Below are 21399 nucleotides of genomic sequence, written 5' to 3'. Positions count from 1 at the left end.
AACTCCTCTTATTACGACGATGGAATCCTTTCTTACTCCACTATTTTTCAAATATGTCGCTGCCCTTTGAATCATATCCCAAAATTCGCTGTAGGTTGCTGATTTTTTCTTATCCCCGGCACATAATTTATCAGGAGTTTCTTTCGCATGTATCTTTATTGCTTCTAAAATTGATGCTACTTCATTATTCATTATTGCTTTCTCCTCATATTGATTCTGATCATTTTTCTTTATTTTCTTCTGTTAATGCGTTATTCAAATGCTCCCACAATTCTCCGTATCCTTCGCTTGCAGGTGTTACAGGTTTAGAAATCGGATTATCCATTTTTTCCTTAATTGTTCCATTTTTAGACATAACCATAATTTTGTTTCCAAGAGAAATTGCCTCCTGAATATTATGTGTGATAAAAATTACAGTCATTTTTTCCTTTTCTTTAATATGAAGTAATTCCGACTGCATTTTATTTCTTGTCATGGCATCTAAGCTTGCAAATGGTTCATCCATTAATATAATCTTAGAACCTAACGCAAGTCCTTTTGCAATTGCTACACGCTGTTTCATACCACCACTTAACTGGTGTGGATAATAGTCTTTATACTGTAACAAATTAACTTTATCTAAATACTTTTCAGCTCTCTTTATTCGTTCTTCTTTATTTTTCATTCCACCAACTTTAAGTGGATATGTTATATTTCCTAAAACCGTCTTCCATGGAAATAGCTGATTAAAATCCTGAAATACCATAATTCTGTCAGGTCCCGGTTTTGTAACTTTTTCTCCACTTACTTCAATTGTTCCTTCGTATCCTTCAAATCCCGCTATGCATCTAATCATTGTTGATTTTCCGCATCCTGACGGTCCTAATATACATAAGAAATCTTCTTCGTTTAAATCTAAATCAATTCCTTTTAAAATTACATTTTGTGAATTATCGTACTGTTTTACCAAATTTCTGATTTTTAAAATATTCTTATCCATTATCTTGACATCCCCCATTTCTTAAATGTGTGATTCTCAATAGTTCTAAATACTCCGTATTCAACAACTAAACCAATTAAAATGATAACTAAAATTGTTGCAAATACTCCGGCGATATCCATATTTGTTCTTCTATCTGTAATGTAGTAACCAATTCCTTTTGAACCGCCACTTCCAAAAAGCATTTCTGCACTTATTAAACCTCTCCATGCTCTTGCCCATCCCATTTTTATACCTGAGAAAATTCTCGAAAGAGCTGCCGGCAAAAATACACCAAATACTAATCTTACAGGACTAAGTCCAATGTTTTCTCCTACTTCCAAATATAATTTTGGAACTGCATTAAAGCCATCTATAATACTTCTTGACATCGGCCATACAACTGAATGAATTACGATAAATATAATTGATGCATCTCCAATTCCTAACCAAAGAATTGCAATTGGTGTCAACGCAATACCCGGAATCAGGTCAAACATTGATACAATCATATTGTAAATAGCATAAAATGTATCACTTACAACTGCTAAACTTGAAAAAATAAGTGCCAATATTACACCTATTAAAAGACCTTTTAACATAAGCTGCATTGAATGTGCAACCATAGCTCCAAACCCATTTACCGTAAACGCATTCATAAATGCCTTACCCACACTTCTAAGTTCAGGGAATAAAAGTGTCTTACCACTTGGTTCAATTACGTTATAGTAATACAATTCCCACACTGCAAAAACTGCAACTATAAATACTAACTGTGCAATTAATCTTTTTGTACTTTTCTTCACTGCTTTTCCTGTTCCTTTCTACTCTCTTATGCCTTTATCCATATACGGTTTTCCCATTTATTCACACAAAAATACTACTAAGTTGTTTTACACTACTTAGCAGCATTTTCATTTATGTGATTACTCAATTTCTTCTACTTTATATTAATTTCCTTTTACATTATCAAATGCAATTTCACTTATATCTTTTGGACCATTTTCAAGAAATCCTGCTTCTACCATAAAGTCTGCTAAATCCATAATTCCCTGAAGTTGTGTTGTATAACTTGAAGCCGGATCATTCATCCATGAAAGAATTTCATCTGCTGTTGCATCATATCCATCTGACAATATTTCAGCTGTTTCCTGTGGATTTTCCTTAATGTATTCCATTGCTTCTTCCATTGCATCACAAACTGCCTGATATAATTCAGGTTTATTTTCTTTTAACTTATTTGAAGCAACACCTACAATAAATGTATTTCCATTAGGCCATACATCTTCACCTATTTCAATTTTATGAACATTATCCGCTGCTTCTTCCATAAAATTATATGGAGAAATTACCATGTGACATTGGACTGCACCACTTAATAATGATGTATATCCATCTGCATTTGATAAAACCGTAAGTTTTCCGTCTAGTGCATGTGCATCTCCAAGATATGCCTTAGCCGCCATTGCTAACAAAATATGTGGATGACTGTTCAATCCTGTAATTGCTATCTGATCCTGAGCTGTAATATCTTTTAATGAATTTATATCATCCTGATTTGTTAAAATACCATATGGCTGTGATGAAATTCCCGCAAAAATCTTTCCCGGAATTCCTGCTTTAATACCTGTAATCGCAGGAGCTGCTCCCATGCAACCAATATCAACTGAGCCTGATGTTAAACCTTCATTAATAGCTGCACCATTTGCAAGCATCTGCCAGTCTATATTCACTTCTCCGTCATAATGTTTTTCAATAAGTTTTTGATTCATCATTACCAGTATCGGTGCGTATGCAATACTTGACTGATATGCTATTGTGATTTTTTCTTTACCGTTATCTTTCTTACTTTCTGTATTGTCTGAACTGCTTCCACACGCTGTAAATGTTACTGCCAATATCATTGACATAATCAATGTCACAATTTTTTTCTTCATTTCCATGCTCCTTTATGTTTCATTTTGTAAAATGTTTAATTTTCTCTTTTGTGTTACTTATTTTTCAACTATTATTAATAACAAGCTAAAATATTTAAACAGGCTAGTCTTATTCAACTTTGTTATTTAAACACTTTAATTTCCTTCCACATTATCAAATGCTATTTCACTTATGCTTTCAGGTCCTTTATCGAGGAAATCTTCTTCTACCATAAAATCAGATAACTTCATAACGCCCTGAAGCTTTGCTGAAAATACTGACGCATCATTAGTTAACCATGACACAATTTCTTCCTGCGATGCATCGTAATAATCTTTTAAAATATCTGCTGTTTTTTCCGGATTATCATTTATAAATTCAATTGCTTCATCCATTGCCTTACAAACTGCTTCATATAACTTTGGTCTTTCTTCTTTTAACTTATCTGTCGCAACACCTACAATAGTTGTATCTCCTACAGGCCATACACTTTCATCAACCTCAATCTGATGAATTCCCTCTTTGTTTTGTTCCATAAAGCAATACGGTGACATTATCATGTGACACTGAACTGCACCACTTACTAATGATGTATATCCGTCTGCATTTGGCTGTGCTACAAGGTTAGCATCCAATGCATGAGCATCTCCAAGATAAGCTTTAGCTGCCATTGCCAAAACTATATGTGGCTGGCTGTTAATTCCTGTAATAGCTATCTGGTCTTCCTTTGTTATATCCTTTAAAGTCTTAATTTCTTCTTTATTTGTTGATATTCTATAAGGCTGTGATGACATTCCTGCAAAAATCTTATATGGTGCACCTGCTTTAGCCCCTGTAATTGCAACTCCTGTTCCTATTGCTCCTACATCAACTGTATTAGAAGTTAATCCCTCGCTGATTGCTGCTCCACCCGAAAGCAACTGCCAATCAATATCAACATTTCCATCATAATTCTTTTCAATAAGTTTCTGATCCTTCATTACTAAAATTGGTGCATAAGCAATTCCTGACTGATATGCAACTTTTAAAGATTCAGTACTATCCTTTCCCTGCTTATCGTTGTTCTTTCCTCCACAAGCTGTTAATGATACTACCATTGCAGCTATCATAGCTAATGCTATAACCTTTTTTCTCATTTTCTTCTCCTTCTCGAGTTGAGTTATTACTTTTTAGTTATATGTATTATAACTTTATTTTTAAATTACCAAATCATTATAACACTTATAATTAAAAAAGCAACAGGAAATTAAAAAAGTTTTTTGTTTAACTTTTACAATTTTCTGTTGCTTTATATTTTTATAAAATGATATTGAGGTCAAAAGCCTCAACTTTGATGCCTACGGATTGTTCCCCACAATCCTACCCAATCATAAAATCCCTTTAGAATTAATTCTGTGCCACTAATTTCATAAATCCCTGTTCATCTATTATTTCAACACCAAGTTCCTTTGCCTTTTTATTTTTTGATGAATTTGAATTTATATCATTATTGATCAAATAATTTGTCTTTCCTGTAACACTACCTGTTACTTTTCCCCCTCTATCTTCAATAAACTTTTTAAGTTCATTTCTATTTGAAAATTCATTTACAGTTCCTGTTATAACAAACGTTTTTCCTTCAAGTACCTGTTCATCATTGCTTTGCTCAATATAAAGTTCAACCTCTAATAATAAATTATTAAGCTTTCTATTGTTTTCTTCATCTGCAAAATATTCAACAAACTTCTTTGCCATAATCTCTCCAACTCTATCAATAGCCACAAGTTCTTCAACTGTTGCATTTCTGATTTTGTCGATAGAATCTAACTGCTTACAAATCATCTTTGCATTTGAAATTCCTATATTAGCAATTCCAAGACTATAGATAAACGAAGGAAGAGTTACTCTTCTGGATTTTTCAACTGCTGCTGTTATATTATTATATGATTTTTCACCAAATCCTTTTTTATTTACTATTTCCTCTTTAAATCTGTCTAAGTGGAAAATGTCAGCAAATTCTTTAATATAACCTTCATCTATAAATTTTTCCAAAGTTTCTTCTGATAGTCCTTCTATATTCATTGCATCTCTTGATACAAAATGAGAAAATGCCTTAACATGTTTTGCAGGGCATTTAGGATTGTCACAATACAAAGTCTTAATTCCGTTTTCATTCTTTATTATTGTATTGCCCATACATACAGGACATTTGTCAGGAATTTCTACATTTCCACTTTTTGTAAGATTTTCTGCAATCTGCGGGATAATCATATTTGCTTTATAAACTAAAATACTATCACCCACACCAAGTTCAAGTTCTTCCATAATACTTACATTATGAACACTTGCCCTGCTAACAGTTGTCCCTTCAAGTTCAACAGGTTCAAACACAGCCACAGGATTTATAAGACCTGTTCTGCTTGCACTCCATTCAATGTATTTTAATTTTGTTTCGGCCTGCTCATCTGCCCATTTGAATGCTATTCCATTTCTAGGAAATTTTGCTGTCGAGCCAAGAGATGCTCCATAAGCTAAATCATCATACATTAATACAAGTCCATCTGATGGAACATCAAATGTCTTTATTTTTTCTGCAAAATATTCTACAGCCTGCTGCATATTTGCTTCAGTTACCTCTTTATGTTCTACAACCTGAAATCCCTGTTCTTCAAGCCATTTCATCTGATTTGCCATAGAATTTCCAAAATCTACTCCCGGAGCACTAATCAGGGCAAATGCAAAAAAGTTTACATTTCTTTTTGCAGTTATCTCATTGTTAAGCTGACGTACTGAGCCCGAGCATAAATTTCTGGGATTTTTATATTTTGCATCCGCATCCTCTATTGTGGCATTTATTTTTTTAAAATCCGAATACTTAATTACCGCTTCTCCTCTTAGCACAAGCTGTCCCTTATATGAAATATTAATTGGAATATTTTTAAATGTTTTAGCATTATTTGTAATTACTTCTCCTACAATACCATTTCCTCTTGTAACTGCCTTTTCAAGAGTTCCGTTATTGTATGTTAAAACTACAGTAAGTCCGTCTAGTTTCCATGACAAAAGTGCTTTTCTTTCTCCTGCAAATGAAGCAAGTGTTGCTACATCCTTTGTCTTATCAAGAGATAACATAGGACTTTCATGTGTTTCTTTTTGTAATTCACTAATAACCTCGTAACCTACATTTACAGTAGGGCTATTTGCCAATACAATGCCTGTTTCCTTTTCAAGTTCTACTAATTCATCGTATAACCTGTCATATTCAATATTAGGCATAATTTCTCTGCTCTCCTGATAATATGCCTTTGAAGCTTCGTTTAAAAGCTCAACTAACTCCTTTATTCTATCTAACTGCGACATTTTATTTACCTTTCAAAATTATTTATAATTTTTATTTTCTAAAACTTTCTGCCATTGTTTCAAATTCTTCTTTTGTCACATCTCTATAACTTCCAATTGGAAGATTTCCTAACTCGATGTTCATTATACGGATGCGCTTTAATTTTACAACCCTATAACCTAATGCCTCACACATTCTTCTAATCTGTCTGTTAAGCCCTTGTGTAAGAACTATTGAAAACATATTTTTCTTTAATCTGACTACTTTACAAGGTCTTGTAACCGTATCTAATATTTCAACTCCACTACTCATCTTTTCAACGAATTCATCTGTTATCTGCTTATCTGTCCACACGTGATATTCTTTTTCATGTCCATTAGACGCTTTTAAAATGCTATTAACTAACGAGCCATCATTTGTCATTAATATTAATCCCTGTGAATTTTTATCCAAACGTCCCACCGGATAAATTCGCTTTGGATAATTTACAAAATCAACAATATTATCTTTATTATTCAAATCTGTTGTACATTCTATTCCAACAGGCTTATTAAGTGCTATAAGTATTCTTTCGTCTTCTCTTGAAACCCTTTGTCCATTTACAACAATATCGTCATTTATAGTCACTTTTTGTCCCATTAATGCGACTTTACCATTAACAACTACTTTACCTGCTTCAATAAGTCTGTCCCCTTCTCTTCTTGAACATACTCCTGCATCACTTAAAAATTTATTTAACCTTATTAATTCGTGTTCGTCTTTTACTTCTTTCTTTTTATTATCCATATCATGTTCCTTTAGAATAAAAAACGCCGGGATTATTCCCAACGCTATTTACATTTTTCTACATCTATCTTATCACCAATATTTTAACGGTCATAAATAATTAAAAGTGCACCTTTTTTCACTTCAACACTTACATCATTTCCCACAAATGTATTGCTTACTGCAAGTGGATAATCATTTGTCAAAGTTCCATCTTTAAGTTCATACTTTGCTCCTAAAATAGAAACTCCTTCCGCTTTATCACCTAAAGCAAAAATGGACAGATTTACGCAAATTCTATTTTTTAATATGATTTTAGAATCATTTATTACGTTGTAAACTCTATCGCTATCTACCATACGCATATCTGCACCTTTTTTTGCACCATAAAGCAAAGTCTGTATATTTGCAAATGTATGGTCAGCTCTTCCACCTGTACCACCGTAAATTCTAATATCTGTATATCCTAGCTTAATAGCTTCCATAACGGCAATCATTGTATCTGTATAATCTTTTTCTACTTGAAAAGTCTTTATATTTAATTCATCAGGAACATAACCTAATGAATCAAAATCTCCTAATGTCAAATCAGGACTAATTCCTAATTTTTTAACAATCTTATATCCGCCATCCACTGCTATTACATAATCATTTTCTTTTTTTGTAAAATTGGTGCCGGTATTATCCCCGGCACCAACTATATAGCATATATTATTCATTTTGTTCTCTCTTTATATATCTCTAAAGTTTCTAACTTTCAAATGCTACTGAGCTGCTCCATCATCTGTACTCTGATTTGCATTGTTCTTAGCTGCAAGTGCATCGTAGAAATTCTTTAAATCTCCATCTGCATTCAATGCATCATTTAATGAATTGTTAACTTCCGTATACAATGCTACAACATCGTCATCCTGAGAAATCATACTAATATAATCAAGAACTTCTTTATCTGTAACTCCATTATGAATATAAATATTCCCCGTTTCATCATCTCTGATTACATATAGTATAGAGATTCCAGGTGCTGGAGTTGCAATATTCTTAATCTGTAATGAATATCTTACAAATACTACATATGTGTTAGCATATAATCCATTCTTTGTATAGCATGTTATATCTGAATATCCTGTTATATAAGATGATTCTTCTGCTAAGCTATCCTCAGTAATACCATCCATATTGTCTACATATTGTGCTAATGCATTAACATCACCTGCTGCCTTTGCCTGATAGTAAAGTTTTACAACATCAGAGATATCTTCATATGAATCTTCCTGTAATGGATTGCTTGCCTGATCATATGATGTTGTTTCAGGTTCGTCATTTTTCTTATAATTTGTTGCGTTAATTCCAACTGCTATAAGTGCAATTACCGCTATAACTACCACAACAATTCCTATTACAGGAATAAATCTGCTAATACCTTTATCGTCATCATCGTAGTCATCATCATCATTTTCTCCATATATTGAATGACTATATCCGGCTTTTTGATTATTATTCTTAGCACTTTTTTTCTTCTTTTTCTTTTTTCCTTTTTGTTTCTTTTCTTTTTCTTCTTTTTCCTCTTTGGCTTTCTTTGCCTTTTTGGCAGCTTCTTCATCAGCATAAATCTGCTTTAACAATCTACTTACTTCATCCTGAGGTTCTTCTTCCTCCGGCTGCTGTTTCATCACTTCATCTAAATATGCATTATCTAACGTTTCAAGCGTAGCCTCTTCCGACTTAATTTCATCTTCGCTTTCTGTATCATTTATAACTGTATCTGATGTCTGTGATTCAGATACTGTATCTTCTGTTATATCTGTTGATACATCTACCGGATTACCATTCTGTTCTTTATCTATTGAAATTTCATTGCCATCTTCACCCATCATTGTTAATCCGTCAGGTGTATCCTGAAGTTCAACAACTTCTGTGTCATTAGAAATTGCCTGCTCTTCCTGCTTCTGTAATTCCTGCTGTTTTAAAGCTTCTTCTTCAAGTCTTTTCTTCTCAGCTGCTGCTCTTTCTTCTTCAAGCTTAGCTAATCTCTTCTTTTCTTCCTGTTCTCTTTTTAATGCTTCTATATCAAAATCATTTATTCCATTACTTTTAAAGCCCATTATTAAATGCTCCTTGTATTATCTTTGTATTTCTATCGACTTCCTGTTGTCGTTTTCCAATACTCATTGTCCAATACATAATTTTATTTAAATATTTCTATATTATTTTAAACAAAACCTCCTTAAACTATATCAAATTATTTCTCCAAATTCAATACGACACTATTTATTATACAACAAAAATATTTGATATTTTCTTAAGATTCCTGTATTATATTTTTATGCGCCTATAGCTTAGTGGATAGAGCGCCGCCCTCCGGAGGCGGTAACGCAGGTTCGACTCCTGTTAGGCGCGTTTTTTACAAATTCACATTTAACTCAATTATTATTATCCATAATTCGATAATTTCCCATTGTTTTTCACTATTTTCAGTTATAAAAAGCAAAATAAAGGCTCTAAACTTTACTTGGGGTGGGTAAGGTTTAGAGCCTTTTTAATTTTTAAGTAAAAAAAGTAGGCACAGGAACCTATAACCTTTATAATTAAATCACCACAAAATAACCGAAAGGAGATTGCCTATGCCTAACAATGATTTTATATCAAATATCCTAGAAATAAAAGACTTAATTATAACAAATGTTGAATCATATCCAGAAGAAATGCATATTTACTTTAAAATTGAACGTCGTGATCACGTTTGTCCATGTTGTGGTGCAGTGACAAATAAAGTTCATGACTATCGTCCTTCAATTATAAAAGATGCACCAATAATGGGTAAAAACACGTATCTTCATTACTCAAAAAGAAGATATCACTGTGATTGTTGTGGCAAACATTTCAACGAGAACTTTACTTTACTTCCTAAGCATTGCAGAATTACAAACAGACTAAATTTTCTTGCTATAAATATGCTTAAAGAGGCTCAAAATGTTTCTGCAGTAGCCCGGCAGGTTGGAATATCACCTTCTACTATTTTTAGAAGAATGGAAGATATTAAATACCCTAAACCTTCTGTTCTTCCACAAGTTTTATCCATTGATGAATTCAAAGGAAACGCCGGTGGCGAGAAGTTTCAGGCAATACTAACGGATCCGAAAAATCATAAAATATTTGATATTCTTCCTTCAAGAACTCAATATAAACTGAAGGATTATCTATTAGAATTTCAAAACAGAAAAGATGTACGATATTTTATTATAGATATGAACTATGTTTATCGAGACATTGCAGAAACTTATTTTCCTAATGCAAACATAGTCATTGACAGGTTTCATGTGGTCAGATATATTACCTGGGCTTTAGAAAATGTAAGAAAACGTATTCAAAAGGATATGCATCCTTCAAAGCGTAAGTATTTTAAGAGAAGCCGGCGAATATTGTTATCTCATTATTGAAAAGTAAGCAGGCATTGGAAGTCATGCTTATGCAGTCAAATGACTTAGCTGTAGCTTATTATTTAAAAGAACAGTTCTATGACTTTATGGAATCTAAAAACAGGGATGAAGCTTATAGGAAACTTAGAAAATTTATACTATCAGTGCAGGCAAGCGAACTGGAAGAATTCAACGCTACATTAACAATGTTATCAAACTGGGCCAAATACATACTGAATGCTTTTGACTGTCCTTATTCCAACGGATTTACAGAAGGAACCAACAACAAGATTAAAGTAATTAAGCGAAATGCTTACGGATATAGAAATTTTGAGAACTTTAGGAATAGAATCCTTATGACTTCTGCTTAAAAGAGAAAACACAGTTGTGAACAATGGTTCACAACTGTGTCAAAAATCTTTTTACCCCCACTCTTGACAAAGAGCCATATATTTATTGCATTATGCCTTTTAATTTGATACAATTTAAAAAGAGGTTTTGCTAGGATTTAATTAATATTTTAGTTTACAATGTAAACTATTTATAAAGGAGAATGGACTATGTTTAAGAAATCAAAATTACGTAAAGGTATTAAAAAATGTAAAGATGAAATCACTCTACTTGAATCTAAACGTTCACGTTCACAGTCTGCGATAGTACAGGCTATTCTCGAGCAGCGCGATCCAGATGAAGAAGAGGTTGAATTTTTCAATCAATATACAGCTAAAATTGACGAAGTAAGAAATAATATGTATGCACTTCAGCGTGAATTAGATAATTTAGAATATAGATAGTTTATTTATTTTATACCATAAAAAAGGACAACCGTTGTCAAATTAACTGTTGTCCTTTTTTATTTTACATGTATATTCTGTCGTCTCTTCTGCAGTATAAATACATATGATTTGATAAAATTTCAACTGTTTCTAATTCATTTTCATTAACTTCACCAATCATCTCATTTATTTCTTCATCTGAAATTTCATTATCTTTTGGTATCAATATTACTTCATGAACAGAACTTGGAATTATTATTAAATCTTTTTCTATTTTATCCGCAAACTTCTTAAGTAATCCATCATAAAACATCGTTCCTGCACCATTAATTCTTTTTTCATTTGTCAGAACATACATATCAATCTTATCATCATATTTCATTTTTTCAATTTCTTCACGTACATATTCTGACACTTTTTCTTTCGGATGTCCACCATAAGCACAATCTTCTTTAACAAAATCCCATTGTTCCTGTTCATCCTCATCATCCCATTGCATCGAAATATCATTAATAATCATCTCAGCAAGTAAATCTTCCATTCTCATTATAACCGGAGGCATTAATTCAGGTGTATTAGTTAACGCTACTTCTTCAATTTCTTTTTTGCTGACTTGCCACATATCTAAATGTTCTTTCTTAATCATCGCAGTAACTGAATTATACGCATCTTCTTCTATCACAATATTAAACACAATTGCCAAATCTAAAATATGTAAATGTGGAACAGTCTTAAGCATCTCCCTGTTCATATCGTAATTAATTACTTTATATGCTATTTTATTCTTTATATAGGAATAGTTCATAAAATCTTCCATACTAAAATTTAGTCCACAGGAATTCATAATATACATTTCAAATATCTCATTTGCTATATCTGAAATATCCTTTCCCTGACAAAATTCTTCATAGTAAGATTCCAAATAGATTGTTGGCGTTGCCCGATTTTCATCATTAACAACACTTATAGATTTTAGATGTACATTGTTATTCTTTACTACATCCCTAATAACAACTCTTCCTGAAAGACCTTTTCTTTCAGCAAGCATTTCAAATTCCCCGTGAATTTCCTTAACAAAATTCTCATAATTCATTGGTTTGTACCCCTTTACACTTAATATCGTGTAATGTTACAAATCATTTATAGCCAAATTGATTTTATTATATTTCCAAATAAAAATCAACTACTTTTTTTAATTTTATTTCTGTTTCTACTTTTTTAATTTTATTTCTGTTTCATAGCGTGATTTCTTCAAAATTAATAAACTGAAGCCAAACTATGCCTTTCACTTTATTTTCACAAAAATAATAAAACGATTACTCATGACATAAATCATAGGTAATCGTTTCTTATTGATTTGCAAATTATAATTTTATTTATTTCTTTGCGCTCTCTTTCTCATTGTTGGGTCAAGAATTTTCTTTCTAATTCTAAGACTTTCAGGTGTAATCTCTAAAAGTTCATCAGTATCAATATATTCAAGTGACTGCTCTAAGCTTAATACTTTCTTTGGTACAAGTCTTAAAGCTTCATCTGAACTTGATGTTCTTGTATTTGACAAATGTTTTGTCTTACATACGTTAACTTCGATATCTTCTGCTTTTCCTGTCTGACCAACTATCATACCTGCATAAACTTTTTCACCAGGTCCGATAAATAATGTTCCTCTTTCCTGAGCGTTGAATAATCCATAAGTAATAGCTTCACCTGCTTCAAATGCAATTAATGAGCCTTGTTTTCTATACTGAACATCTCCCTTGTATGGACCATATCCGTCAAATACTGTATTCATAATTCCGTTACCTTTTGTATCAGTCATAAACTGACCTCTGTAACCAATTAATCCTCTTGAAGGAATTGAAAATTCCAATCTTGTATAGCCACCATTTGTTGGAGCCATCCCCTGAAGTTCGCCTTTACGGTCACTTAATCTCTGAATGATTGTTCCTGCAAATTCTTCAGGCACATCAATATAGCAGATTTCCATAGGCTCTAATTTCTTACCTCTTTCATCTTCTTTATAAATAACTTCAGCTTTACTTACTGCAAATTCATATCCTTCTCTTCTCATATTTTCGATTAATACTGAAAGATGAAGTTCTCCTCTTCCTGATACTTTGAAAGAGTCTGTTGATTCTGTTTCTTCCACTCTTAAACTTACGTCTGTATTCAATTCTCTAAACAATCTGTCTCTTAAATGTCTTGAAGTAATAAATTTACCTTCCTGACCTGCAAGCGGACTATCATTTACCATAAAATGCATAGAAATTGTAGGTTCTGAAATCTTCTGGAATGGAATTGCTACAGGATTATCTAATGAACAAAGTGTATCTCCAATATGAAGATCTGTAATTCCTGCAATAGCAACAATTGAACCTACTGTTGCTTCCTTAACTTCTATTTTATTTAATCCGTCAAATTCATATAACTTTGTAATTTTAACCTTCTCCATTTTATCTGGTTCATGATGGTTAACTAAAGCTACGTCCTGATTAATCTTTAAAGTACCGTTATCAATCTTACCAACACCGATTCTACCAACATATTCATTGTAATCAATTGTACTGATTAATACCTGTGTATCTGCATCAGGATCGCCCTGTGGTGCAGGGATATAATCAACGATAGTATCAAATAAGTCTTTCATGTCTGTTGTCTGCTTATCTAAATCTAATGTTGCAAATCCCTGTTTTGCTGAAGCAAATACAAATGGGCAGTCTAACTGTTCTTCATTTGCATCTAATTCTATAAATAATTCTAATACTTCATCTATTACTTCTAAAGGTCTTGCTTCCGGTCTGTCAATCTTATTTATACATACAATAACAGGAAGCTGAAGTTCTAATGCTTTCTGAAGAACGAATCTTGTCTGTGGCATTGCACCTTCAAATGCATCTACAACAAGAACAACACCGTTTACCATCTTAAGTACACGTTCTACTTCTCCACCAAAGTCAGCATGTCCCGGTGTATCAATAATATTAATTTTTGTATCCTTATATGTTACGGCAGTATTTTTTGAAAGAATTGTAATACCTCTTTCTCTTTCAATATCATTTGAGTCCATTACTCTTTCTGCTACTTCCTGATTTTCTCTAAAAACACCACTCTGCTTTAACAATTCATCTACTAAAGTTGTTTTACCGTGGTCAACGTGAGCTATAATAGCTATGTTTCTTACATCTTCTCTAATCATTTTTTCTCTTTCCTACTTAAATAAATCTTTGTTTATTGTATCACAAATGTTCATTTTACCACATAGAAACATCGTTTTCAATAATTTTTAAGTCTATCTGCTTTTATATGTCTATCTGTTTATCATAGTTTTGTTTCAATTTGTCCGATTCTAATTTTATGTTCCTTTGTTGCTTTCAAGTCATTTTCTTTTGTAGCTATGTTATATTTTTATTTATATACTTAACTTTATAAGCAAGCCTATCTTCACTCACCTTCAACAAATTCTGCTTCTTCTCTTTCTCCAAATACTGCTTTTCCATTTGTCGCTTCTACAACTTTCTTTTCAAATCCGTCATAATCTTCCTTCTTAACCGTGATATCAATTATGACTTTTTCAGTGTAAATTGTATCTATGTTTTTTATTCCCATGCTTGCAGCAATATATTGAATCTTTCCAATGCCATTGTAATCAGTTTCTATTTTTGTTCTTATTCCCTGAATTTTGCATACAATAGAAGCATTTTCAATTCCATCCTGAGAAGATTTTGTATAAGCTCTTATTAAACCACCCGTTCCAAGCAGAGTTCCTCCAAAATATCTTGTCACAACAATTAAAATATTATGGATATCATTTCCTTTTATAACTTCTAATATTGGTTTTCCTGCCGTTCCACTTGGTTCTCCATCATCTGAGAATCTCTGCGTTTCATTATTTTTACCTAGTACGTATCCATAGCAGTTATGTCTTGCGTCCCAATATTTTTTCTTTAATTCTTCTATATATCCTTGAGCCTGCTCTTCCGAATCTATTGCATATACATGCGCAATAAACCTGGATTTTTTATCCACGAACTCACCAACTCCCGGTTTTGCAACTATTTTATATTCACTCATTAAAATGCTCCCATAAACTTTTTAGAAATACACTAAATCTAAGTTGAGACGGATGGCATATTTAATTAAAATGCATTTGACGCCGTCGGTTCAAAGCGACAGCTATATTTTTCTTAGGAACATAAGTCCTAAGGAAAATATGAGATGGAGGTTTAGAACCGCTACGAGTGTCAAGCAGCGCGAGCGTTTTTTAATTAAATATGCCATCCGTCTCAAAAAGGATTTGGTGTTTTTCTAAATTATTTAGGTATATTTTAATAGGTAATATTTTATATTTCAACATTGTTCTCGATAAATTTATGAATTTTGTCTTATATTTTTCTTTTTTACTTTATAAAAATATATACTTTTGCTATAATGTAGCGGATAGGAGGATTATTTATGAACTATGGTTATAGAGAAACAATATCTAAACAAAAGAATCTTGTTTCAACCGGTCAACGTCTTTCAAAAAAGAGTTTAGTGGTATTTTTCAAGATTTTATTATACATTTTGCTTTTAATATGTATAACGGGATGTGCCCTTGTTTTTGGTATTGTTCGTGGAATTATTGATGCTGCACCTGATATTCAAGATGTATCAATTGTACCTTCTTCTTATTCAACAACTGTTTATAATAATAAAGAAAAGGAAATTGCAAAACTTGTCACTTCCGGTTCTAACAGAATAAAGGTTTCAATTGATCAGGTACCTGATAATTTAAAATGGGCTTTTATCGATACTGAGGATGCCCGTTTTTATGAACATAACGGTATTGATATTCAGGGTATCGGACGAGCTGTTGTTGTAGCAATTACAACTTTAAACCCTTCCGAAGGTGCAAGCACTATTACACAACAGGTTTTAAAGAATAATGTTTTTACTGATTGGACTTCAGAGGAAACTTTAGGTGATCAGGTCAAACGTAAACTTCAGGAACAGTATCTTGCAATTCAACTTGAAAAAGTTACTAAAAAAGAAACTATCCTTGAAACATATTTGAATACAATCAATCTTGGTTCTAATACATTAGGAGTTCAGGCTGCTTCCCATAGATATTTTGATAAAGATGTCAGTGATTTAACTTTATCAGAATGTGCCGTAATTGCCGGAATCACACAGAATCCGGCTGCTTACAACCCTATATATCACCCGAAGGCTAACGCTAAACGTAGGAAGAAAATTCTAAAAAATATGCTAGATGCCAGTCATATAACTAAAGATGAATATAATGAGGCTATGAAAGATGATGTATACAGTCGTATTCAGTCTGTAGATAATCAGATTACTCAGAGCAACAATGTTTACTCTTACTTTGTTGATGAAGTGGTTTCTCAGGTTATGAGCGATTTACAGGAACAAAAAGGTTATACTTATACTCAGGCTTATAACGCCGTATATAGTGGTGGTTTAAAAATTTACACTACTCAGGATTCAAAAATCCAAAAAATTTGCAATAAAGAATTATCAAACGCTGAAAACTATCCCAATACAGTTTCTTATTCCATTAACTGGGCATGGACAATTCAGCACGCTGATGGAACAACTGAAAACTATTCAGAAAGTTACATCAATTATTATCACAAAGTTCTTTTGAACGAATCTTCTTTTAAATTAATTTTTTCAACAAAAGAAGCTGCAAAAGAATGTGTAAAACAATATAAAAAATATTTATATCCTGATGGATTAGCTGATGATGATGTTGAATATGAAACTTTATATTACACTCCTCAACCTCAGGCTTCATTCACAGTTATGGACCAATATACAGGATACGTTAAAGCTATTGTTGGTGGAAGAGGTTCTAAGAAGGTTAGTTTAGGTCTTGACCGTGCTACTCAATCAACAAGACAGCCGGGTTCAACATTTAAAGTTTTATCAACCTATGCACCGGCAATTGATACAATGGGATATACTTTAACTACTAAAATAAAGGATGAACCTTTTAATTATTCTAATGGACGTCCTGTTAAAAACTGGTATAGCGGTTACCGTGGTACTGTTACAGTCAGAAAGGCTATAGCTGATTCCATGAATGTATGTGCCGTAAAAACACTTACAGAAATTACACCGCAACTTGGCTTTGATTATTTATTAAATTTTGGTTTTACAACATTAGTTCAAAACAGAACTGAAAAAGACGGTTCAGTTGTTTCTGATATTCAACAGCCTTTAGCACTTGGTGGTATTACTGATGGTATTACTAATTTGGAAATAACTGCTGCATATGCAACAATCGCAAATCAGGGAACTTATACAAGACCTGTATTTTATTCAAAAGTAGTTGATAGTAACGGAAGAATATTATTAGACAATACTACTCCTACTACACATACAGTTCTTAAGTCATCTACTGCTTCACTTTTAACTCAGGGAATGACAAGTGTTATTACTGAAGGTACAGGTAAAGCATGTGCGCTTACAGACGGAATGCCTGTTTCAGGTAAAACAGGTACAACTTCAAGTGCTTACGACTTATGGTTCTGCGGATATACACCATATCTTACTGCATCAATTTGGACAGGATATGATGAAAACAAGGAGCTTGGTTCCGATCAAGCATATCATGAAAGATTATGGTCAAAAATTATGAGCCAAATTGATCAGGTTAAGGGCTATAAAATTAAGGATTTTGAAATGAGTGATGATGTTGAAGAAGTTACTCTTTGTTCATCATCAGGTGCATTAGCAATCGAAGGCGTATGTCCTCATACTTATACAGAGTATTTTTCAAAAGATACTGCACCAACAAATAAATGTAGTTATCATTATGGTACTCCTAAAAAGACTACTAACGAATCATCTACAGAAGCAACAACCTCAGGGACTGTAACAGTTGGCTCGGCAAATGCTGCTGACAATGCTGCTGACAGAAAGACTTCAGTTTCAAGTGGTTCTTCTGATTCGTCAGGTTCTGATGATGCTAAAGACGGTTCAGGTAGCTCAAATGATGGCTCTTCCGGTTCTAATGGTGCTAAAGAATAATAAACAAAGAACCACAAATAAAACAATGTTTTATTTGAAAATTAAGTTTATAAACTTTGTCTTACAATATACAAATAAAAATGCGTAGTGTTTCAATTTACACTACGCATTTTTATGTATTAAATGATACTATAAACCGTATTTAATTTTTCTTATAAGCTAATCTACAGCCATTTTTGTAGTATCTCATCTAATTCTTTTATATCTACAGGTTTAGCTATATGTTCATTCATTCCTGCTGCTTTTGCTGTAAGAATATCTTCCACAAACGCATTCGCTGTTACTGCTATAATTGGAATTGTATGAACATCTTTTCTCTGATCCATTTGTCGAATTGCTTCTGCAGCCTGATATCCATTCATAATCGGCATCTGTATATCCATGAACACAATATCGTAATAATTCTCAGGTTCGCTTTCCAATTTTTCAACTGCAACTTTACCATTTTCTGCACGGTCTACTTTGATTCCAGTCATATTAAGCATTTCTCTCATAATCTCTGCATTAAGTTCATTGTCTTCAACTACAAGTGCTCTACGATTACTATAGTCTTCATTCTTAAGTACAGATAGCGGATTCTCTTCTTCCTGATTATTATTAAGCAATTGCTTAAATGTCGTCGTAAGCCTTGACTTAAACAACGGTTTAGAAATGAATGCATTAACACCGGCTGCTTTTGCTTCTTCTTCTATATCGCTCCAGTCATATGCCGACATAATTATTATCGGAACATCTTTTCCAACAGCTTTTCTTATCTCTTTTGTTGTTTCTATTCCGTTCATTTCCGGCATATTCCAGTCAATTATAGCTGCATAAAAATCATCATTCTTTTCATGTTCTTCAACAACTCTTGTAACGGCTTCTTTTCCTGTTGTAACACCTTCGCTGTTCATTCCAATAGAATTTAAAACTTTGCACGTTGAATCACATACAACTTTTTCATCGTCAACAACTAAAACCTTTAAGTTTATTAATTCCTTATCTGTTTCCTCTTTATCATCCTGTAACTTTAGAACCATTGTAACGGTAAACCTGGAACCTTTGTTTATTTCACTTTCGACCTGAATTTCTCCACCCATCATGTGAATTATGTTATTAACAATAGCCATTCCTAAACCGGTACCCTGAATCTTATCAATTCGGCTGTCTTCTGCCCTTTCAAATGGAACAAATATTTTCTTCACAAATTCTTTAGACATACCAATTCCTGTGTCTTCAAATATAAATTCAAAACAGGACGTTGACTTGCTATGTGTAGGTTTTTCATTTACCGTAATACTAATTTTTCCTCCATTTGGAGTATACTTAATTGAATTGCTTATAATATTGGTAAATATCTTCTGTATTCGAATACTGTCGCCTATAACCTTTTCATGCTTCATATTTTCTATCGACACATTCAAATCAAGATTCTTATTTTTCACATCGCCCTTTACCAATTCAAGGACGTCTTCAAGCAATACTGATAACTCAATATCTTCATCCACAAGTTTAATATTACCTGATTCAATTCTGGACATATCCAAAACTTCATTGATTAATCCAAGCAAAAGTTTGCTTGAAGAAGTAATCTTCTTTAAGCATTCTAACATTCTGTCTTTATCATCTATATAACTTCCTGCAAGAGCCGTCATTCCAATAATGGCGTTCATAGGAGTTCTTATATCATGAGACATTTTTGATAAGAAATCACTTTTTGCATTACTTGCATTTTCTGCTGCCTGATACGCTTCTCTAAGTGCTTCCTGATCACGGACTTCTTTTTTCTTTAGTTCCGTTTCGTCCTGAGATGCCATTAATACCTTTGTAGGTACACCTCTTCTTCTTTCTACACAAAGAACAGCCAGATTTGTCCATCTAAATTCATTATCTGTATCAAATTCTTCTGAATATTCAAGGCTAAAACTATCTTTTCCAAAATCTAATTGTTCTATAAGTTTTTCTCTTTGCAACATCGTATCTACTGATGTATGCTTTTCATCATTTTTAAAACATTTGCTAAATATATTCTGAAGGATATCGCCATAACTACCTTCAAATCCGATTCCGGGTAGCTTTTTATTTTCATCTTCTATTATATATTCGTATTTATCTTCATCTAAATCTACTAAAATAAATCTATCAAACATCTGCGTTATTGCAGTTACAATATTCTCAACAGATTCTTTTTCATTCATTATATTACGTTGTTTTTTTACATTAAACACAACCGTTCCTATTAAATAAATAATGAAAAATACCGCTAAAATAGTTACAAGTCTCCAACTATCCTTATTGGCAGTTGCATTCAGTTTATTCGTAGCCTCAACAGGGAATGCCTGAACTAAAATAAGACCACTGTTTTCAAGCCTCATCATATATGCACTTGATTCATAATTTTTACCATGTATTTCAAATGCATATTGATTTTTGTTCTTTAAGCTGTTTCTTAATTCCGCTATACCATTATCATCCATCAGATTGTGTTCTTTAAGGTAACTTGTTAATGTTGTTCTTTGTAAAATACCTACTGAATTTGCAACTATTTCTCCTGATTCACTACAAATAAACGCTGTTGAAGTATAACCAAACAGTTTTGTATTCATAAATTTCTTTAATGTTGCATCATCAAAATTTCCTACTAATACTCCCGCTATCTCTCCGTCCTTCTCTACCGGGGCAAAGAAGCATATTCTGTTTTGCATATCAGAATTACCTAATGGATTTAATGCTATAACCGTATCACCTTTTAACGCATCATAATACGCTGTTGCATCTGCAAATGCATATTCGATATTATTCTGGTCAATTCCTATTCCATGTTTATTTACATAAATCAGACTTTCAAAACTTACATTCTGATTAAGCGATTCTATATCATGTGCTGTTACATTTCCGTTCTCATCAATAATTTGTCCAAATAATTTACCTATTGATTTAATACTTTCCTTTGCATCAACTAACAGACGGTCTATTATCTGTTCATTCTGCATGGTACTTATCTTTATATACTGTGCAGTTTGTTCCGAAACTCTCTTTCTCGTCGTCTGTATATTCATCAATACTGCTAGAGCAACAGCAAATATCATCACCCCTAATGATAAACTCCCCATCATTCGTCCTAAATGACTATTTTTACTATTCTCTAATTTCAATTTTTCTCCTTTAATTACATTCCGGATTGTTTAGCTTGCAAATTTACCTCCTTACAAATTATTTTTACGTTGCAAT

Annotated in this window: 16 protein-coding genes, 1 tRNA gene and 1 pseudogene; 5 read left to right on the top strand and 13 right to left on the bottom strand. The window is 32.6% G+C overall.

Translation table 11 applies throughout. The annotated features are described in order from the left end of the window. The 9 genes and pseudogenes from ABMA45_RS02740 to ABMA45_RS02700 all read right to left on the bottom strand — a co-directional run. Positions 1 to 192, bottom strand: a pseudogene (locus ABMA45_RS02740) (hypothetical protein); the annotation flags it as partial. A gap of 28 nt (positions 193 to 220) precedes the next feature. Further along, a complete protein-coding gene (locus ABMA45_RS02735) occupies positions 221 to 979 on the bottom strand; it encodes an ABC transporter ATP-binding protein (protein ID WP_022088352.1) in 759 nt (252 codons plus the stop codon). Beyond that, positions 979 to 1764, bottom strand: coding sequence for an ABC transporter permease (locus ABMA45_RS02730; protein ID WP_022088351.1), 786 nt, complete (start codon positions 1762 to 1764; stop codon positions 979 to 981). The genes ABMA45_RS02735 and ABMA45_RS02730 overlap by 1 nt, the downstream gene beginning before the upstream one ends. A gap of 144 nt (positions 1765 to 1908) precedes the next feature. After that, on the bottom strand, positions 1909 to 2895 hold the full coding sequence (locus tag ABMA45_RS02725; protein WP_022088350.1) for an ABC transporter substrate-binding protein: 987 nt from the start codon (positions 2893 to 2895) through the stop codon (positions 1909 to 1911). Between the two features lie 135 nt (positions 2896 to 3030). Beyond that, positions 3031 to 4011: an ABC transporter substrate-binding protein gene (locus ABMA45_RS02720; RefSeq protein ID WP_022088349.1), complete on the bottom strand. Its 981-nt coding sequence runs from the start codon at positions 4009 to 4011 to the stop codon at positions 3031 to 3033. 250 nt (positions 4012 to 4261) lie between these two features. Further along, positions 4262 to 6214: an NAD-dependent DNA ligase LigA gene (gene ligA / locus ABMA45_RS02715; protein ID WP_022088348.1), complete on the bottom strand. Its 1953-nt coding sequence runs from the start codon at positions 6212 to 6214 to the stop codon at positions 4262 to 4264. A 31-nt stretch (positions 6215 to 6245) separates the two neighbouring features. Next, positions 6246 to 6980, bottom strand: a complete 735-nt coding sequence (locus ABMA45_RS02710; RefSeq protein ID WP_022088347.1) for a pseudouridine synthase — start codon at positions 6978 to 6980, stop codon at positions 6246 to 6248. 83 nt (positions 6981 to 7063) lie between these two features. Next, complete coding sequence (locus tag ABMA45_RS02705; protein WP_022088346.1) at positions 7064 to 7678, bottom strand: thiamine diphosphokinase; 615 nt, start codon at positions 7676 to 7678, stop codon at positions 7064 to 7066. Positions 7679 to 7723: 45 nt separating this feature from the next. After that, a complete protein-coding gene (locus tag ABMA45_RS02700; protein ID WP_022088345.1) occupies positions 7724 to 9064 on the bottom strand; it encodes a hypothetical protein in 1341 nt (446 codons plus the stop codon). A gap of 223 nt (positions 9065 to 9287) precedes the next feature. Between ABMA45_RS02700 and ABMA45_RS02695 the strand changes: the two genes are divergently transcribed. From ABMA45_RS02695 to ABMA45_RS02680, 4 genes are all read left to right on the top strand, one after another. Further along, positions 9288 to 9359: transfer RNA gene (locus ABMA45_RS02695), tRNA-Arg, on the top strand. A 224-nt stretch (positions 9360 to 9583) separates the two neighbouring features. Continuing rightward, positions 9584 to 10399 carry an ISL3 family transposase gene (locus tag ABMA45_RS02690; RefSeq protein ID WP_022088344.1) on the top strand — a complete coding sequence of 272 codons (816 nt, stop codon included), beginning with the start codon at positions 9584 to 9586 and terminating at the stop codon, positions 10397 to 10399. Beyond that, positions 10396 to 10749 (top strand): transposase, encoded by a 354-nt coding sequence (locus tag ABMA45_RS02685; protein WP_118565458.1) that lies wholly within the window; start codon positions 10396 to 10398, stop codon positions 10747 to 10749. The genes ABMA45_RS02690 and ABMA45_RS02685 overlap by 4 nt, the downstream gene beginning before the upstream one ends. A gap of 189 nt (positions 10750 to 10938) precedes the next feature. Continuing rightward, positions 10939 to 11172 carry a hypothetical protein gene (locus ABMA45_RS02680; protein WP_022088342.1) on the top strand — a complete coding sequence of 78 codons (234 nt, stop codon included), beginning with the start codon at positions 10939 to 10941 and terminating at the stop codon, positions 11170 to 11172. A gap of 64 nt (positions 11173 to 11236) precedes the next feature. Here the strand turns inward: ABMA45_RS02680 and ABMA45_RS02675 are convergent, their stop codons facing one another. The 3 genes from ABMA45_RS02675 to ABMA45_RS02665 form a co-directional block, all read right to left on the bottom strand. Beyond that, positions 11237 to 12247: a DUF5688 family protein gene (locus ABMA45_RS02675; RefSeq protein WP_022088341.1), complete on the bottom strand. Its 1011-nt coding sequence runs from the start codon at positions 12245 to 12247 to the stop codon at positions 11237 to 11239. A 279-nt stretch (positions 12248 to 12526) separates the two neighbouring features. Beyond that, complete coding sequence (gene typA, locus ABMA45_RS02670) at positions 12527 to 14350, bottom strand: translational GTPase TypA (protein ID WP_022088340.1); 1824 nt, start codon at positions 14348 to 14350, stop codon at positions 12527 to 12529. Positions 14351 to 14595: 245 nt separating this feature from the next. Beyond that, positions 14596 to 15225, bottom strand: coding sequence for a YigZ family protein (locus tag ABMA45_RS02665; protein ID WP_022088339.1), 630 nt, complete (start codon positions 15223 to 15225; stop codon positions 14596 to 14598). A 381-nt stretch (positions 15226 to 15606) separates the two neighbouring features. Between ABMA45_RS02665 and ABMA45_RS02660 the strand changes: the two genes are divergently transcribed. Further along, entirely contained in the window at positions 15607 to 18189 is a 2583-nt protein-coding gene (locus tag ABMA45_RS02660) for a transglycosylase domain-containing protein (RefSeq protein ID WP_022088338.1), read from the top strand. A gap of 164 nt (positions 18190 to 18353) precedes the next feature. Here ABMA45_RS02660 and ABMA45_RS02655 read toward each other — a convergent pair whose 3' ends face one another. Next, the gene (locus ABMA45_RS02655) at positions 18354 to 21323 is read right to left on the bottom strand and encodes a hybrid sensor histidine kinase/response regulator (protein WP_022088337.1); all 2970 of its coding nucleotides are present in this window, start codon (positions 21321 to 21323) and stop codon (positions 18354 to 18356) included. Between the last annotated feature and the right edge of the window lie 76 nt (positions 21324 to 21399).

It is taken from the genome of Eubacterium sp. CAG:156, from assembly GCF_000434315.1.
Classification (GTDB): domain Bacteria; phylum Bacillota; class Clostridia; order Lachnospirales; family Lachnospiraceae; genus Eubacterium_U; species Eubacterium_U album.
The sequence above is the reverse complement of the archived record's forward strand: the minus strand, read 5'-3'. Positions and strand labels throughout refer to the sequence as shown.

Bases quoted from the DNA above. Each gene is read 5' to 3' on its own strand.
- typA (WP_022088340.1), bottom strand. From the start codon at position 14,350: ATGATTAGAGAAGATGTAAGAAACATAGCTATTATAGCTCACGTTGAC.
- ABMA45_RS02725 (WP_022088350.1), bottom strand. From the start codon at position 2,895: ATGAAGAAAAAAATTGTGACATTGATTATGTCAATGATATTGGCAGTA.
- ABMA45_RS02690 (WP_022088344.1), top strand. From the start codon at position 9,584: ATGCCTAACAATGATTTTATATCAAATATCCTAGAAATAAAAGACTTA.
- ABMA45_RS02705 (WP_022088346.1), bottom strand. From the start codon at position 7,678: ATGAATAATATATGCTATATAGTTGGTGCCGGGGATAATACCGGCACC.
- ABMA45_RS02675 (WP_022088341.1), bottom strand. From the start codon at position 12,247: ATGAATTATGAGAATTTTGTTAAGGAAATTCACGGGGAATTTGAAATG.
- ABMA45_RS02700 (WP_022088345.1), bottom strand. From the start codon at position 9,064: ATGGGCTTTAAAAGTAATGGAATAAATGATTTTGATATAGAAGCATTA.
- ligA (WP_022088348.1), bottom strand. From the start codon at position 6,214: ATGTCGCAGTTAGATAGAATAAAGGAGTTAGTTGAGCTTTTAAACGAA.
- ABMA45_RS02720 (WP_022088349.1), bottom strand. From the start codon at position 4,011: ATGAGAAAAAAGGTTATAGCATTAGCTATGATAGCTGCAATGGTAGTA.
- ABMA45_RS02710 (WP_022088347.1), bottom strand. From the start codon at position 6,980: ATGGATAATAAAAAGAAAGAAGTAAAAGACGAACACGAATTAATAAGG.
- ABMA45_RS02660 (WP_022088338.1), top strand. From the start codon at position 15,607: ATGAACTATGGTTATAGAGAAACAATATCTAAACAAAAGAATCTTGTT.
- ABMA45_RS02735 (WP_022088352.1), bottom strand. From the start codon at position 979: ATGGATAAGAATATTTTAAAAATCAGAAATTTGGTAAAACAGTACGAT.
- ABMA45_RS02665 (WP_022088339.1), bottom strand. From the start codon at position 15,225: ATGAGTGAATATAAAATAGTTGCAAAACCGGGAGTTGGTGAGTTCGTG.
- ABMA45_RS02680 (WP_022088342.1), top strand. From the start codon at position 10,939: ATGTTTAAGAAATCAAAATTACGTAAAGGTATTAAAAAATGTAAAGAT.